This is a genomic window from Rhizobium sp. SRDI943 (assembly GCF_057653695.1).
On record NZ_CM172787.1, the window covers coordinates 2,637,475 to 2,652,025 of the forward strand.

At 60.7% G+C, this 14,551-nt stretch carries 16 protein-coding genes; 10 read left to right on the forward strand and 6 right to left on the reverse strand.

The annotated features are described in order from the left end of the window. Positions 1 to 21: 21 nt before the first annotated feature. Positions 22 to 510: a hypothetical protein gene (locus tag AC245Y_RS13655; RefSeq protein ID WP_012758066.1), complete on the reverse strand. Its 489-nt coding sequence runs from the start codon at positions 508 to 510 to the stop codon at positions 22 to 24. A 145-nt stretch (positions 511 to 655) separates the two neighbouring features. On the opposite strand from AC245Y_RS13655, the gene AC245Y_RS13660 reads away from it, so the two are divergent. The 4 genes from AC245Y_RS13660 to AC245Y_RS13675 all read left to right on the forward strand — a co-directional run bounded on the left by AC245Y_RS13660 (position 656) and on the right by AC245Y_RS13675 (position 4,868). Continuing rightward, entirely contained in the window at positions 656 to 1,345 is a 690-nt protein-coding gene (locus AC245Y_RS13660; protein WP_012758067.1) for a response regulator transcription factor, read from the forward strand. Further along, complete coding sequence (locus AC245Y_RS13665; RefSeq protein ID WP_017994549.1) at positions 1,342 to 2,736, forward strand: sensor histidine kinase; 1,395 nt, start codon at positions 1,342 to 1,344, stop codon at positions 2,734 to 2,736. Before AC245Y_RS13660 ends, AC245Y_RS13665 begins: the two co-directional genes overlap by 4 nt. 217 nt (positions 2,737 to 2,953) lie before the next feature. Further along, positions 2,954 to 3,319 (forward strand): hypothetical protein, encoded by a 366-nt coding sequence (locus AC245Y_RS13670; RefSeq protein WP_020486999.1) that lies wholly within the window; start codon positions 2,954 to 2,956, stop codon positions 3,317 to 3,319. A 214-nt stretch (positions 3,320 to 3,533) separates the two neighbouring features. Beyond that, entirely contained in the window at positions 3,534 to 4,868 is a 1,335-nt protein-coding gene (locus AC245Y_RS13675; RefSeq protein WP_017994552.1) for a reverse transcriptase domain-containing protein, read from the forward strand. A gap of 99 nt (positions 4,869 to 4,967) precedes the next feature. Here the strand turns inward: AC245Y_RS13675 and AC245Y_RS13680 are convergent, their stop codons facing one another. Next, positions 4,968 to 6,641 (reverse strand): hypothetical protein, encoded by a 1,674-nt coding sequence (locus AC245Y_RS13680; RefSeq protein ID WP_017994553.1) that lies wholly within the window; start codon positions 6,639 to 6,641, stop codon positions 4,968 to 4,970. Between the two features lie 355 nt (positions 6,642 to 6,996). Between AC245Y_RS13680 and ftsZ the strand changes: the two genes are divergently transcribed. After that, entirely contained in the window at positions 6,997 to 8,016 is a 1,020-nt protein-coding gene (gene ftsZ / locus AC245Y_RS13685) for a cell division protein FtsZ (protein ID WP_020487000.1), read from the forward strand. Between the two features lie 123 nt (positions 8,017 to 8,139). Here ftsZ and AC245Y_RS13690 read toward each other — a convergent pair whose 3' ends face one another. After that, positions 8,140 to 8,352: a hypothetical protein gene (locus AC245Y_RS13690; RefSeq protein ID WP_032996668.1), complete on the reverse strand. Its 213-nt coding sequence runs from the start codon at positions 8,350 to 8,352 to the stop codon at positions 8,140 to 8,142. Between the two features lie 252 nt (positions 8,353 to 8,604). On the opposite strand from AC245Y_RS13690, the gene AC245Y_RS13695 reads away from it, so the two are divergent. Next, positions 8,605 to 8,739 (forward strand): hypothetical protein, encoded by a 135-nt coding sequence (locus AC245Y_RS13695; protein WP_017994556.1) that lies wholly within the window; start codon positions 8,605 to 8,607, stop codon positions 8,737 to 8,739. Positions 8,740 to 8,871: 132 nt separating this feature from the next. On the opposite strand, the gene AC245Y_RS13700 is transcribed toward AC245Y_RS13695, so the two are convergent. Beyond that, complete coding sequence (locus AC245Y_RS13700) at positions 8,872 to 10,413, reverse strand: Ig-like domain-containing protein (protein ID WP_017994557.1); 1,542 nt, start codon at positions 10,411 to 10,413, stop codon at positions 8,872 to 8,874. Between AC245Y_RS13700 and AC245Y_RS13705 the strand changes: the two genes are divergently transcribed. From AC245Y_RS13705 to AC245Y_RS13715, 3 genes are all read left to right on the forward strand, one after another. Continuing rightward, complete coding sequence (locus AC245Y_RS13705) at positions 10,412 to 10,705, forward strand: hypothetical protein (protein WP_017994558.1); 294 nt, start codon at positions 10,412 to 10,414, stop codon at positions 10,703 to 10,705. The genes AC245Y_RS13700 and AC245Y_RS13705 overlap by 2 nt on opposite strands. Positions 10,706 to 10,898: 193 nt before the next feature. Continuing rightward, a complete protein-coding gene (locus AC245Y_RS13710; protein WP_026157410.1) occupies positions 10,899 to 11,309 on the forward strand; it encodes a hypothetical protein in 411 nt (136 codons plus the stop codon). Between the two features lie 254 nt (positions 11,310 to 11,563). Further along, positions 11,564 to 11,980, forward strand: coding sequence for a hypothetical protein (locus tag AC245Y_RS13715; RefSeq protein ID WP_245274020.1), 417 nt, complete (start codon positions 11,564 to 11,566; stop codon positions 11,978 to 11,980). Positions 11,981 to 12,047: 67 nt separating this feature from the next. On the opposite strand, the gene AC245Y_RS13720 is transcribed toward AC245Y_RS13715, so the two are convergent. Further along, positions 12,048 to 12,557, reverse strand: a complete 510-nt coding sequence (locus AC245Y_RS13720; protein WP_245274021.1) for a hypothetical protein — start codon at positions 12,555 to 12,557, stop codon at positions 12,048 to 12,050. Positions 12,558 to 12,625: 68 nt separating this feature from the next. Further along, positions 12,626 to 13,450, reverse strand: coding sequence for a helix-turn-helix transcriptional regulator (locus tag AC245Y_RS13725; protein ID WP_017994562.1), 825 nt, complete (start codon positions 13,448 to 13,450; stop codon positions 12,626 to 12,628). Positions 13,451 to 13,540: 90 nt separating this feature from the next. Here AC245Y_RS13725 and AC245Y_RS13730 point away from each other — a divergent pair, with 90 nt between their 5' ends. Next, entirely contained in the window at positions 13,541 to 14,425 is an 885-nt protein-coding gene (locus AC245Y_RS13730) for an SDR family oxidoreductase (RefSeq protein WP_017994563.1), read from the forward strand. Positions 14,426 to 14,551 lie beyond the last annotated feature (126 nt).

Sequence of the window (14,551 nt, forward strand, 5' to 3'; positions counted from 1 at the left end):
CGCGGCTTTGGTTCACGCCCGTCAGGGCCTGTGATCGAAATCCGCAAATCGTCTGTGCGGCGGACCTTTCGGCGGACGCAGCGCTTCGGTTCGTCCATCCTGGCGAACGAGGTAGCTCGCATGCACGAAGCCGTCGTCGAAGCGTCCCTGGACGGTGACGGCTTCATCCTTCGTGACAAGATCCCCGTCCTCGCCGGCCCGGCCGGTTTCAACAAGCGCCTTGCCGCTCTCGTCCTGCAACACGAACTTGTTGCCGTAGATCTCGGCAACCTTGCCCTTGATGGTAACGAGGCTGGTGGCCGGCATGGCCGAAATCGCCACCGGCGTCAGCGGCGCCATTTCGGGCATGGGACGCATCATCTTCACGGCGCTCGCGCCCCCGGCAGCGCCGATAACAAGCGCCACGGCGGCAGCGATCACCGGGATCGCCAGCCGGCGCCGGCGGTGTTCTGGCGGCACGGGCGTGGCGGCACCTTCGGGATGCCCGTTGTCCTGGTCTTCGTTCGGCATATATCTGCTCCTTGCTTCAGTAATGGCTGCAATCTAGCCGCCCCACCCCCTCGCCTGCCTGAACCTCTCCGTTCAGATTGAGTTAAGCTCGGCCCGATAGTTTTGGCCCGTTCCCTGAGACGCCCTGCGATGAAAGCCCTGCCCCATGCGCGTACTGCTCGTCGAAGATGACGAAGACCTGAGCGGCCGGATCGCCGCCGTGCTGCGATCGGAAAACTTCGTCGTCGATATCGCGCGCAACGGCGAGGACGCTCTCCATGCGGGCCTCACCGAACTCTTCGATGTTGCGATCCTCGACCTCGGCCTGCCGAAGATCGATGGCGTCAGCGTGCTGAAGGGCTGGCGCGAGGGCGACCGCAACCTGCCGGTTCTGGTGCTGACGGCGCGCGACGGCTGGCCGGACAAGGTCTCGAGCTTCAAGGCCGGCGCCGACGATTTCCTTGCCAAACCGTTCAAGGTGGAGGAACTGGTGCTGCGCCTGCGCGCGCTCGTGCGCCGGGCGTCCGGTCACGCCGCCTCGCGGCTCGTCTGCGGCGCGTTGGTCTTTGATGCCCAGCTCGGCACCTTCGAGCTCGACGGCCTGCCGCTGAAGCTGACAGCGCTGGAATGGCGAGTGCTCTCCTGCCTGATGCTGCGCAAGGAGATGATCGTCGACCGGCGCGAACTCACCGAGCGCGTCTATGACGGCGATGCCGAAGTCGACTCCAATTCCATCGAAGTCATCATCGCCCGCCTGCGCAAGAAGCTCGGGGGTGAACGCATCGAGACGATGCGTGGCCGTATCGAGACGGTGCGCGGCCGCGGCTATATGCTGACGGCAGCAGCGGCACCATGAAGGCCGCCTCCCTCAAACCGAAATCGATTGCCGGTCGGCTGCTGATGTTCTCCGGCATCTTCGTGACGCTAGCGCTGGTCGTTGCTGCCATCGTGCTGTGGCTGGCGCTGAAGACGGTGGTGCGCGAGCAGGTCGATCAGCGTTTGGACACCCAGATCGGCGCCTTGGCCGCTGCTGTGACGCGCGACGCTCAAGGGAAGATTGTCCTTTCCGCGCCGCTCGATGCGCCGCCCTTCGATCGCCCCTCATCCGGCTGGTACTGGCAGATCGACGACGGGCAACAGCGCCTGACCTCCCGCTCCCTGATGAACGGCACGATAGACGCGCCGCCGCCCCGGCAGGATCTGCGCCATGTGCTGATGGGCATGCCGACATCAGGCAGGGGCGGTGATCGCGGCAGTGGACCGCTTTATCTTCGCCAGGCCATCCGCAGCATCGACGGCATGACGCTGACGATCACCGCGACGGCGCCGATGATCGCCCTCGTCGGTCCGACGCTCCGCGCGCTCTTGTGGCTGGTGCCCTGCATGCTGCTATTAGGGCTCCTGCTGATGGCGGGCACGTTCTGGCAGATCCGCTTTGGTCTCAGGCCGCTGAAATCCATGGCGGCCAATATCGATGCCATCAACCGCGGAGAACGCGCCCGCCTGCCCGATGAGGCCACAGCCGAGCTTGCCCCGCTCGCGCTGAAAACCAATGCGTTGCTGGCGGCCAACGAGGAGCGGCTCACGGCAACCCGCATGCAATTCGCCAATCTCGCCCACGGCCTCAAGACGCCGGTGGCGAGCCTGCTGCTGGCGCTCGACGAGAAAAACGATCCGCAAGGCGCAATGCGCAACCTCGCGGCCCGCATCGACAACCGGATCAAACACCACCTCGCCGCCGCCCGCCGCGTGATGGCCTCGTCGGACAATGTCGCCAGCACCGACCTCGCGGCATCCGTCGCCGATCTCCACCGGGCAATCAGCCAGATCCATGCCGAGCGCAAGATCGCCTTCGACACCGATATCGCCCCGGGCCTGCGCGTCGCCTGCGACGAAAGCGATGTCGAGGAAATGCTCGGAAACCTGATCGACAACGCCTTCAAATGGGCGTCCTCGCGCGTCACCGTCCGCGGCCACCGCGACGGCCCAACCGCCCGGATCACCATCGAGGACGACGGCCCTGGCATCCCCCCGGACCGCCTCGCCGCCGTCCTCCTGCCCGGCGTCCGAGAAGACGAACACGTCCCCGGCAACGGGTTTGGGCTGAGCATCGTGAATGAGCTGGCGGGGTTGTATGGCGGGTCGTTGGTGCTGGAGGCGAATGGGACGATGGGGTTGCGGTGTGTGTTGTGTTTGCCGGTGACGGTGCCGGCCAGCTCGCTCGCCGGAAAGAAACCTCTCAACTAAGCCCGCTCCTTAAGCACCGCCAGCGCCCTTCCTACCAGTTCCCTGATCTTCGCCGCATCCACGGCTGTCGCCGGATTGTACACCACCATGCAAAAATCTGGCAGGCCACGTCGTCGTGGCATATTGAAACGCGTAACCGTCTCTCCTCCAGATGTGACGCCAAGCTCCCATATCTCAACAGAGTTTGTCTCGCAGAATACTGTGGAATAGCTACTACTTGGCCTTGAAAAACGGCGAAGACACCACCAGTATATCGGTCATGTCCATGGTTGCCATGGCGTCGGACGTGAAGCTGGACCTGTCCATGCGGATCGCGCGCCAAGGGGACCACGCCAAGGTGGCACTTGCTGCCGAGGTGTCTGTCGTCGCGGATCTGCCGTGGGCAGTGGATGGGCTGAACCTGACCGTTGGTCTTGAAGCTGCGAATACGCCGTCTTCGGATGGTCCCCAAGCAGCAGATAGCCAATTTAAGCGGCGGGCGTGGCCGGGGCGGGAAGCGCTTGACATTGCCAAAAACCTGCTAAGGTGGAAGGTGACGAAATGTGTGAACTTGCCTCGAAACCGGCCCGCCTGGGTCTGGTAACCGGCTTGTGCGTCCTCGCACTTGCCGCAGCGTCCATGGTTGCCATGGCGTCGGACGTGAAGCTGGACCTGTCCATGCGGATCGCGCGCCAAGGGGACCACGCCAAGGTGGCACTTGCTGCCTAGGTGTCTGTCGTCGCGGATCTGCCGTGGGCAGTGGATGGGTGCCTGTCAACGGTCGGGATGGTATGTACGGGGACCCGAGCGGAGAATAGATGGCAACACTGATTCAGGATGTCAGGTCAGAGCACAACATCTTTTCGGCATGGCGGCACGTGAAACGGAGTGCACTATCGTCTCAGAACGATGAGATCCGTGGGGCTGCATCAGAGTTCGAACATGCCCATCAACGACACTTGCGTCGTATCATCACGCAGCTCCGCGAGAACCGCTTTACATTTGATCCAGTCAAAGGGGTTTTGAAGGACGCCCGGAAGCGAATAGCCGCGGGAAAAGACCCGCGTCCGATCGCGATCGCAACCCTCAAGAACCGTGTCGTCCAACGGGCAATTTTGCAAGTTCTACAGCCTCGTGTCGCCTTGGACTTAAAAGAACAAGACACCCGATACGAAACAAAGCGCGACGAGCGGCTCGGAAAGATAAATGACGTGAACCAGTCTCGGTTTGGCGTCGGAGGTCTCATCTATCCCTACGGAGGCGTGTCACCAGCGATTAAGCTCATCCGCGAAGGAATAGATGCGGGCGCGAAGTATTATTATCAATCTGACATCAAGGCTTTCTTTACGAAAATACCAACCGCGCGAGTTGTGGACTTCGTACGGACCGAAACCAGAGATGATGCGTTGGCTGACCTTTTTGAGAAAGGATTGGCCATCCATCTGGCAAACAAGGACGAGCTACAGGGATATGCCGAGCTTTTCCCTCAAGGCGGCATCGGCGTTGCACAGGGATCTTCTCTCTCCGCATTTGCTGGGAATGTCTTGCTGTATGAAATGGACCACGAGTTGAATGATATGGGCGTTACTGCCGTACGCTATATTGACGACATACTTATGGTTGCGAGCGCCGAGACGCTTCTTGATTCAGCGATCAAGCATGCGGAGGCGGCGCTAACGTCTTTTGGCTTCGGCCTCTATACTCCTGTTCAAGGCAGCGACAAGGCAGCTAGAGGCGAGTGCAGCAATGCTATCAATTTTCTTGGTTGCACAATTCAGCCCAAACGTTGTGTGCCCAGCGCTGCATCCATTACGCGCCTTAAAGAAGGTGTTACGAAATCGCTCTCAGATTCCAAATCGGCCATCAAGGAAGCGCTCCGAACCAAGAAGTCGCTCCATCAGAAGCTGTCTCGAACCGGTACGCTGGATTCGATAGGCAAGAAAATCTACGGATGGCAAAAAGCATTTGCCTTCTGCACAGACGACCAGCCTTTCGAACAACTTGACGATTTCGTTGGCAAACAAATCTCAGATTATGAAGCAATTCTGGGCCGTATGCTTGGCACGGCCGATCGAACCACTCGAATGATGGTGGTCGGTATTCCATCGATGCAAGCGATGTTTCTTGATGAGAGAAAGCCACGGACCGCGTAGGCAATATTGCCCAATAGTGTAATCCGATCTTACGTCCGCTCTTGGCACAACCGTACGCTTTCTGAGGAAAACGCGCGCCGCCAATACTCGAAGAGTTCGTCAGTAAAGATTATTGCGCCGGACCCCACCGTTCTTTTCCTGTTGCCGGGCGCCCAGCTCCGCGCGGGTTGCGCAGACCCGAGACGGCGATGATGGCGAGACATCGCCCCAGTCGGCCTGCAGCCTGGGGAAGAGATTGCGCTTGTCATCGACCAGAGGCGGCGGCGAGATTCCCATGCGCCGCATCGCAACGAACATATCGCTCAGTCTGTCGTAGCCGAGATTGGGCTTTGCCCAGAGCGCGAGCAGAAGAGGTTCGGCGACCGCACGCCCTGATGAGCCGACCCGACACAGACCTTCAATGCCCGCGCCATTAACCGAAGGCAGAGATGCGCGCGGATTGGCGAGGTAGGGCAAGGCGCCGGGGCCGAGATCGCCGAGCCGGCGCAACAGCGGCTCCGCCTCCCAAAGCCAGTGGTCATTGTCAGCACTCGCATAGACCGACAGAAGGCGGGGGCCGAGTTCCACGAATTTGTCCGGCGGCAGGGCGGCTGCCAGGCGGGCAAGGATACGGCCGCTCGCGCGCGCCGAAGACCGCAAGCGCCCCGTCATTGCGGCTGCCCGCTCGATGCCGGTCATGATCGCGTCGGCACGGGAAGTGAGCGCATCGGTGCGATTGGCGAGGACATCGATCTGCCATTCGGTGACCTTGGCGGTCGGATCGGCGATCATGGCGTCGACATTGGCAATCTGGCGCGCCAGGGTCGCCTCCTCTGTCGCGGCGATCTTCGCCAGGATCACAGCGCTATCGCTTCCCACCCGGTTCTCGACCGCCACGGGCTTGAGGCCGAGAGCCCGGGCGAGCGCGGTGGAATCGCCCTTGTATGGGGTGTTGCTCGAGATGATGGGGGTGAATCCGTTTCGCGAGAATCCCGCGCTGCAGTCCCAACTCGCCGCTCCGGAGTTGAGAAAGCATCCGATGATCGGCATGGGTATCCAGCTGAGCGGTGCAGCCGTACCTCCGAGGAGCTGGAAACGTCGACCGTCCGGCATGGTGATCGTCGTCGTGGTCCGTATCAGCGGCAGGCTTTTCTCGAAATCCTTCGTCTCCTCCTGACTGACGGTGACGATGGGTAACTCAGGCTTTTCCGGCATGGATAGATTGCAGAAACGCTTTTCCGTGCGCCTGTCGTCGAGTGCTTCACCGTCAGCGAAATCGAACGTGTGCACGAAGGCCAACTGCAGCGCGCGCGTCTCGCGGACTTTGGCGCAGACCGCGCTGTCGATCATCCGATTGGACAGATATCCCTCTGGAAAGTTGGGACTGACGGAGTAAGTGACCGGTAGGGCGAAATTCTGGGTCAGCCACGCCCCATCCCACGCCCCGCCTTTCGCGAAGACCAGCGCCTGGCGAGCGGGATCAAATCCGGTCACGACCTGCGCATTGGCGGCATTCGTGCGGCTGGCGAGATCACGCAAGGCGAAATGATCGAGCGCCGCAGCGGTCCAGTATCCCCCGTAAAAGACGAGCGGCAGCAGAAGCCACAGGCGCGACACGCGCCCGACAATCGCCTCAATGGCCACCCCGATCATGCTGGCATTAACGAGCACGATCGACCAGACCATGGCAAACGCGAACATCAGAAAGATGCCTGTGAACGGTATGGCCTGAAGCGCGAAGACGACCGCCGTCACGATAAGGCCGAGGAGCGAGATCGGGAAATATCGACGCATCTGTTCTCCACTCATCATGTCCGGGATACCGCCGCTTCCCGTAGCTGGTCGGTGGAGAAGCCCTATCAGAGACTCACGCCTGGACCGTGAACGGCAAGACTCAAATTTTCAGTATCCCCTGAGCGCGTATTCCTTGAAACATTGGGGGAAACGGTCGACGCGGGAAATTCGGAGGCTAATCATGCAAAGAGGCATCGAGCGGAACGAGTGGCCGAGACTGGAAGCGATGCCGATCATCACCCTCTCGCCGAGACGTCTTTCGCCTCGCCTCTGCCTTGTTGCTCGCGTATCCTGACGCCCGATTCGCCGTCCGCAAACGAGGGTGGGCATGAACGAAGCATCAAAGGAGAGCGCGATGACGGACGCCAAGGGCGGCATTTCTGGACTACGGCCGCATATTACAGTCATCGGCGTCGGCGGCGGTGGTGGCAATGCGATCAACAATATGATCGCGGAAAAGCTGGCGGGCGTCGAATTCGTCGCTGCGAACACGGATGCTCAGGTGCTGGCCACCTCCAAGGCGACGCGCCGCATCCAGCTTGGCGCGAATGTGACGGAAGGTCTCGGCGCCGGTTCGTTGCCGGAGGTCGGCCATGCGGCTGCCGAAGAGTCGCTCGATGAGATCATGGATCACCTGGCCGGCTCGCACATGTGCTTCGTCACCGCCGGCATGGGCGGTGGAACGGGCACGGGTGCTGCACCTGTTATCGCCCGCGCTGCGCGTGCCGCCGGCATCCTGACGGTCGGCGTGGTCACCAAGCCCTTTACCTTCGAAGGCAACCGCCGCATGCGGATGGCGGAAATCGGCATCGAGGCGCTTCGCCAGGCGGCCGATACGGTCATCGTCATTCCCAATCAGAACCTTTTCCGCATCGCCGATGCGAAAACCACCTTCGCCGATGCCTTCATGACGGCCGACCGCGTGCTCTATGCCGGCGTCGGCTGCATAACCGATCTGATCGTCAAGGAAGGCTTGATCAACCTCGATTTTGCCGACGTGAAGTCGGTCATGCAAGGTATGGGCCGCGCCATGATGGGCACTGGCGAAGCCTCTGGTGAAAGCCGCGCGATGAAGGCGGCGGAAGCGGCGATTGCCAACCCGCTTCTCGACGATATCTCGATGCGGGGCGCCAGGGGGGTGCTGATCTCGATTTCCGGCGGTTCGGATATGACGCTGTTCGAAGTGGACGAGGCGGCAAGCCGCATTCGTGACGAAGTGCAGGAAGACGCCGATATCGTCGTCGGCGCGATCTTCGACCGCAGCCTCGACGGCAAGTTCCGTGTCTCGGTGGTGGCGACCGGCCTCGAAGGCAGCCCGCTGCCCGCATCCGCGCCTCACGCCGCCGAGCAGGTTCAGACGCGCACGCTGCAGTAAGCGCAGCGGCGCAACATATCCGAGCACGGCAGCCTGCCGCGTCTTTTCAGACGCGCGGCGCTGTCGTGCTTCAATGTCCTGCGCTCCGGGGAATCGCCGCGATCATCGGTCGTTGATTCGCGATTACCTGTCGTTGATCGTGGGAAGGTGCGTTACGACCTCTACGCGGCGCTTGTCATCCAGCGGCTCAATGTACTTCTGCCAGAAGGCCTCGGCCTCCGGCGTGTCATCCTCCCAGTGGCGGATTTTAACGATATTGTCATCGATCTTGGCCAGCCGTTTGCCACCGAGCCGCAGGTATTCCTCCGCCAGTTCTTTCGATCGGGTCGTTTGCATGTCGTGTTCCTCCATAGGCGAACCGAAAGGCCGATCGTCGTTACCGGGTTGGCCGGCAATCGGCATCCCCGTTATCGGCGCTTCCGCGCCTTCCAGTTAAACAGTACGGCGGGATCATGGTTCCAGATCATCGGCCGAAACCGGTCCACCTGGCCGACTGAAGGCGTCGGCCGCCATCCATGTTCCGCACGGCCCGCCGCTCTTGCTGCCGGGAAAGCCGGAGACACCTCGTGCTGGCTGGAGAGAGCGGCCTTGTCCGGAACGGCAAGACTGCATACGTCGGGCGATCTCGACCGCAGCCTCGACGGCAAGTTCCGCGTTTCGGTGGTGGCGACCGGCCTGGAAGGCAGCCCTCTGCCTGCATCCGCGCCTCACGCGGCCGAATAGATCCAGACGCGCACGCTGCAGTAAGTGGCCACTGTTATGCTGCTCTGTTCACCACGGCGCTGAGTGGATAAACGCCGCCACGCCCTGTGGAAAACGGGCGGGGCGGCGTTGGCATTCGGCTTGCAAAGACCGTCAGGCGAAGAGTATGTCCGAGATATTGTGGACCACGGAGATTTCGTCGATCCCGGTGTTGGTGATGTAGAGATTATCCGCCGCTGAGTCATAGACCACGTTGGTGATCAAGTCGTCTCCCGGTATGGCGATGTTGACGTCGACCGTTGTCTTGACCCCGGTTTCGAAGTCGAATGCCGTGCCGATATGCTCGCTGCTGGAGGAATCGCCGAAGAAGAACGTGCCGTCGACGGCAAAGCCGTATCCGAGTCCGCCCGCCGCGAAGGTCTTGGATTCGATCGGGCTCAGCGTTTCGGGATCGATCTTCGAGACCTGCCAAGTGGAATCATCGATGCGGCCGACGACGTAAATGCCGGTCGAATCCTGCATCGTATTGACGGCCGTGAATCCACCCCAGTCGAACGTACCCGCCCCATTCTCGCCGATAAGGCCCGGGATTGGGTCCCCCCGCTGATCGAGCGATCCGTCTGCTGCATCCCACTTTGCGAGATAGGTCTGATCGGGGAAAGGGTCCTCCTCGCCTCTCGCCTCGTTGGTTCGGCCGATGATCTCGCCGCCGCGGACCGAAAAATAGGTTCCGCCGATGTCATATTCGCCCTTGTCATAGTCGCCGAGAGAGATGGCGCCGCTGGCATGGTCGGCTTCGAATGCCGCGGCGTTGTCGTAAATGCTCACCATGGAATCATCTGGGAAACCATGGCCGGAGCTGACATAATATTTGCCGGTCAATGGATCGATCGCGACCCCCTGGAGTTCGTAATGGTCCAGGAAGGGGCGCACCACATCCGCCTGGGCCTCGACATGATTGGTGTTCAACGACTTTCCGTCCGTCACGCCGTCGACGGTAACGGTGATCACGCCGGCATCCGCGTGACCGGCGCCGTCGGAGACCTTGTAATATTGGAGTTTCTCGGTGACATGCTCGCCATCGTCGAGGCCCGCCTTGACGGCCGGGTCGAGATCGTAGGTGAAGCTTCCATCGCCTGCGAAATGGAAGGTGCCGAATTCACCCGCCACGTCGGTCGTCTGCCCTTGCCCCTGACCGGCAGGAATGCTGGTGCCCTCGACCGAGCGCAGGAAGAGCGTGCCCGCCTCTCCCGCATGATCATTGGCGAGCACGTTGCGCGCCATCTCGCTTCCTTCGTGGAAGGAGAAGGCGTCGTCGACCGCGACCGGCGGGCTCGTGACCCCGTGAATGTCGAGCGTGAAATGGCCGACATCGGTATTGCCGGCGCCGTCGGAGATCTTGTAACCGATCGTCTCCGTCAGCGTCATTTCCTGGAGGAAACCCGCCTTGGCGGTCTCGTTCAGCGTATAGGTATAGGAGCCGTCGGCCTTGACGTGGAACGTGCCGTATTCACCCTCGATATTGGTGACCTGCCCGGCCGTCTTGGCAAGAACTCGCTCGCCATCGAAGAAGTTGAGGAACATGTTGCCGGAGCCCCCGGCCAGATCATTGTCCAGCAGATTGCCCGAGATCACGTCATTCTCGGATGCGCTGCTGACATCGCCGACCGCCACAGGTTTTGCAAGCTCTGTCATGGATATCTCCTTCAAGATCCATTCGCCTTGGTCTATCGGGAGGAAAGCAGCTGAGATCGCCTCGGTCAATGAATTTTCTAGCAGGGGTAGTATTTTAGAATTTCACAGCTTTGTCATGCTTGGAGGCGTCGCCCAGGCGGATACCTCCGACCCAGACAGCACCATCAAGACCGAAGCGGCGACCAAAGCCGCAGCACGATATGAATTCATTGAACTCTCCATCCGCACGGCTCAAATCTTGCGCGCGTTGATGCACAGCATCACTGGAGATTTGTCGGGATTGAGGCGATGACGAACGCTATGTAATCGACTGAAATTGCGACTGCCGACCGTTTGCAAAGCAGCCGCGATCGTCGCGATACGTCTTTTCACAGTCTGCACCTCAACAATTGCTGGAAAAGGAACAAGGCTCAATCCGAAGGCTGTACTCTGCTTGACTCCCCGAAAAATTAAATGTTTGTTCAAGCAAAAATTGAGGGTTTACAGTGAAAAGTACTTTTTCTTATTTAATTGCAGCGGCGATGATTGCACTTTGTGGCTGCACCACAACCTCCGACAGCTTCCAGCAGAAGTCCGTATCCAAAACGGTGCTCAGCGGTGAGAAGACGAAGTTGGGCCAGACCTGGCATGTCAACAAAGACTGCAGCTTTGTCGGTTATCTGCCTACTCACGTCATCGAACAACCCAAGCACGGGCGTTTCCAGCTCGTCCGCGAGCCGGTCTTTCCCTACGAAAAGGGAGAGCTTGCGAAATGCCGAACGGTCAAGGTGCAAGGCGAGGTTGGCTACTATATTTCGGAACCAGGCTACATCGGCAGCGACAAGATCGTTGTCAGATCTCCCTCCGGAAATGGGAGGGTCGACGAGACCATCATGAATGTGAATGTCGTCAAGTAGCGGGCCCCGCCCGGCGGTCCAACATTCAGCCGCCGGGCACGCCGCTTTTCACACGAGCTTCAGCGCCCATTCTTGGCCGTCCTTCGGCCCCTAAATTGCGATCGTCGACCGCTTGCAGATCAGCCGCGTAGGTCTTTTCACAGACTGCACCTCAATAATTCCTGGAAGCGAAACAGGGTTCAATCCAGAGCCTGCACTCTGCTTGACTTCCCGAAAAATTCAATGTTTGTTCAATCAAAAGTTGAGGGTTTACAGTGAAAAGCATTTTTACATATTCGATATTGGCAGTCGCGACAATTTCTCTTTCGAACTGCACGACGACGTCAAATATCAGACACGATTCTCACCGGATGACAGCACGCAGCGGCGAAAGGACGTCGGTGCTGCAGAACGTTCACCTCAATGGCGACTGCAAGTTTATTGACTATCCTCGTGTAGACATCGTGGAGCAGCCCAAGCATGGGCGCGTCGAGATTGTCCACCAGCCGGTTACCGCTGATTCAGGCGGCAAGAAGATGAAATGCGACAAAGTCAAAGCGGATGGCGTTGCTGTCTATTACATATCGCAGCCAGGCTACGTCGGCAGTGACAGGTTCATTCTCAGGACTCCCGAAGAATCTGGCCGCATCGAAGATGGGCGTGGCGAACGTGAGGGTCGTCAAGTAGGATAACCTGGCCGGTGCCGGCGGTCGAACATCGCGCCGCCGGACACCGCGATTTTCATGAGAGGTTCGGCGCCTACTCTTGACCGTCCTTCGGCCCCTTCGCATAGTCACAGATCGACGTAGAATAGAGTGTCTTCCCCGCAAATTCGGTCTTCGACAATCCGAATTCGTAAATGCCGAATTTGTCGCTGTGGTAGTAAAACTCAGCGTTGAGGAAATCCCCCAGACGCCCGCAGTCCCCGATGCCGGCGCCTGTATAGACCGATAGAGTCTTCCCCTTGAACGTCCCCTTCAGCACCTTGTCGACCTCAAAGTCGCCGCGCGTCAGCCGTGGCACCTCGCCTTCGGATCGAGGATCTGGAATCTCGACGCCGAAAGTCACCAGCTTCATACGGCCTTTCACGACCAAATCAGCTTCTGCAAACTTGTCCTTCGCGGACGACCGTCCGCAACTGCAGGCGGATGCTGCTGACGCCGACAGCACCATCAAGACCGACGCGGCGACCAAGACCGCGGCACGACATGAATTCATTGAAATCCCCATCCGCGCAGCATCAATCTTGCGCGCGTCGATGCACAGCATGACGGCAGATTTGTCCGGATTGAGGCGATGACCAGCGCTATATCATCGATCGACCAACCGCCCTCGCCTCAGCCCACCAACCCCTTGATCTTCGCCGCATCCTCCGCCGTCGCCGGGTTGTAGACCACCATGCTGAGATCCGGCCGCCCATCCACCTGGAAGGCGGAATATTCGAAAGCGAGTGGGCCGAGGATGGGGTGTTTGATGTGCTTGGCGCCCTCACCATAGGTGCGCACGTCGTTGTCGCGCCACATCGCCAGGAATTCGGGGCTCTTGCGGCAGAGTTCGTCGACAAGGGGCTCGACCTCGGCCGCAGCACCCGCGCGGGCCGCATCCACGCGGAAGGCGGCGACGACGAAGCGGGCGACACTTTCCCAGTCGTATTGGGCGGCGCGTACGCGCGGATCGAGGAAGATGAAGCGCAGCACGTTGCGCTCTTCCGGCGGCAGCGCGCCGTAATCGGTTAGAAGTACAGTCGCCGCCCTGTTCCAGGCAATCACGTCCCAGATGGCGTTGCGGATCAGCGCCGGGCTCGGGTCGAGCGCATCGAGCACGCCCTGCAACCTCGGCGTCACACCCTCTTGCCTGTGGTAGCGCACCTCGGGCGGCCGGCCGAGACCAATGAGGAAGAGATGTTCGCGCTCGACATCAGTCAGCATCAGCGCGCGAGAGATCCGGTCGAGCACGTCGGCAGACGGCGCCCCGCCACGCCCCTGCTCCAGCCAGGTGTACCAGGTCGGGCTGATGTTGGCCCGGCCCGCCACCTCCTCGCGCCGCAGACCAGGCGTTCGCCGCCGCTCCCCCGCAAAGCCGAGGGCGGCGGGATCGAGCCTCACGCGGCGGTCCCTCAGATAGGTGCCGAGCCGATTGTCCGAGGTGACGAATTCACCCATCCTGTTAGCCTTTATACTATGATAATGTCACTACTTTACCATGATACAGGCAAGGCAGATATGTGTCTCCAGCAAAACTGGAGATATCACATGCGCGTATTCGTCACTGGAGCCACCGGTTGGGTCGGCTCGGCCGTCGTCGATGAACTGATCGCTGCCGGGCACAAGGTGTTGGGCCTCACCCGCTCTGACAAAGGAGCGGATCAACTGGCGGCTGCTGGTGCCGCAGTCCATCACGGCACGCTCGATGATCTCGAAAGCCTGAAGAGCGGTGCGGCTGATGCAGACGCCGTGATCCATACGGCCTTCAACCACGATTTCTCGAAATTCGCCGAGAACTGCGCCGGCGACCGACGCGCCATCGAGGCGCTCGGCGAGGCCCTCCAAGGTTCCGATCGTCCGCTGCTGGTCACGGCCGGCCTCGGCTTTGCCCCCGGCCGCGTCGGCACTGAGAAGGATCCGCCCATGCCGACGTCGGAGACTTACCCTCGCGCCTCCGAAATCACCGCGGTATCGCTTGTCGCGCGTGGCGTGCGCGCCTCCACCGTCCGGCTCCCACCCTCGGTGCATGGCCATGGCGATCACGGCTTCGTGCCGATCCTGATCGATTTGGCCAGACGCAAAGGCGTCTCGGCCTACATCGGCGAAGGGCAGAACCGCTGGCCGGCTGTGCACCGGCTCGATGCCGCCCGGGTTTATCGCCTGGCGATCGAGCGTGGCGCCGTCGGCGGCCCGTTCCTGGCGGTCGCGGAAGAGGGAGTTGCCTTCAGGCACATCGCCGAGGTCATCGGCCGGCGGCTCGATGTGCCCGCCGTCTCGCTGTCGCGGGAAGAGGCGGCAGAGCATTTCGGCTGGTTCGCCATGTTCGCCGGCTTCGATGTGCCCACATCGAGCGAGCACACTCGCACGCTTCTTGGTTGGCAGCCGCAGGAACCCGGCCTGCTCGCCGATATCGACCACCCGGCCTATTTTTAAGAGAGCCCTATCCTTGCTGGGGCGCCCAGGGCCTCGAAGGACGAGCCGGGTGCGCCGACACTCCAAGGAATGCAAGGAGCAGCGTTGGAGCGCGTCCTTCGAGGCTCCGCCCTGTGGGCTGCGCGC

Excerpts from the sequence above, each read along its gene's own strand:
- AC245Y_RS13725 (WP_017994562.1), bottom strand. The coding sequence starts at position 13,450 with ATGGGTGAATTCGTCACCTCGGACAATCGGCTCGGCACCTATCTGAGG.
- AC245Y_RS13680 (WP_017994553.1), bottom strand. The coding sequence starts at position 6,641 with ATGCGTCGATATTTCCCGATCTCGCTCCTCGGCCTTATCGTGACGGCG.
- ftsZ (WP_020487000.1), top strand. The coding sequence starts at position 6,997 with ATGACGGACGCCAAGGGCGGCATTTCTGGACTACGGCCGCATATTACA.
- AC245Y_RS13665 (WP_017994549.1), top strand. The coding sequence starts at position 1,342 with ATGAAGGCCGCCTCCCTCAAACCGAAATCGATTGCCGGTCGGCTGCTG.
- AC245Y_RS13700 (WP_017994557.1), bottom strand. The coding sequence starts at position 10,413 with ATGACAGAGCTTGCAAAACCTGTGGCGGTCGGCGATGTCAGCAGCGCA.
- AC245Y_RS13730 (WP_017994563.1), top strand. The coding sequence starts at position 13,541 with ATGCGCGTATTCGTCACTGGAGCCACCGGTTGGGTCGGCTCGGCCGTC.
- AC245Y_RS13690 (WP_032996668.1), bottom strand. The coding sequence starts at position 8,352 with ATGCAAACGACCCGATCGAAAGAACTGGCGGAGGAATACCTGCGGCTC.
- AC245Y_RS13705 (WP_017994558.1), top strand. The coding sequence starts at position 10,412 with ATGGATATCTCCTTCAAGATCCATTCGCCTTGGTCTATCGGGAGGAAA.
- AC245Y_RS13675 (WP_017994552.1), top strand. The coding sequence starts at position 3,534 with ATGGCAACACTGATTCAGGATGTCAGGTCAGAGCACAACATCTTTTCG.
- AC245Y_RS13720 (WP_245274021.1), bottom strand. The coding sequence starts at position 12,557 with ATGCTGTGCATCGACGCGCGCAAGATTGATGCTGCGCGGATGGGGATT.
- AC245Y_RS13660 (WP_012758067.1), top strand. The coding sequence starts at position 656 with ATGCGCGTACTGCTCGTCGAAGATGACGAAGACCTGAGCGGCCGGATC.
- AC245Y_RS13655 (WP_012758066.1), bottom strand. The coding sequence starts at position 510 with ATGCCGAACGAAGACCAGGACAACGGGCATCCCGAAGGTGCCGCCACG.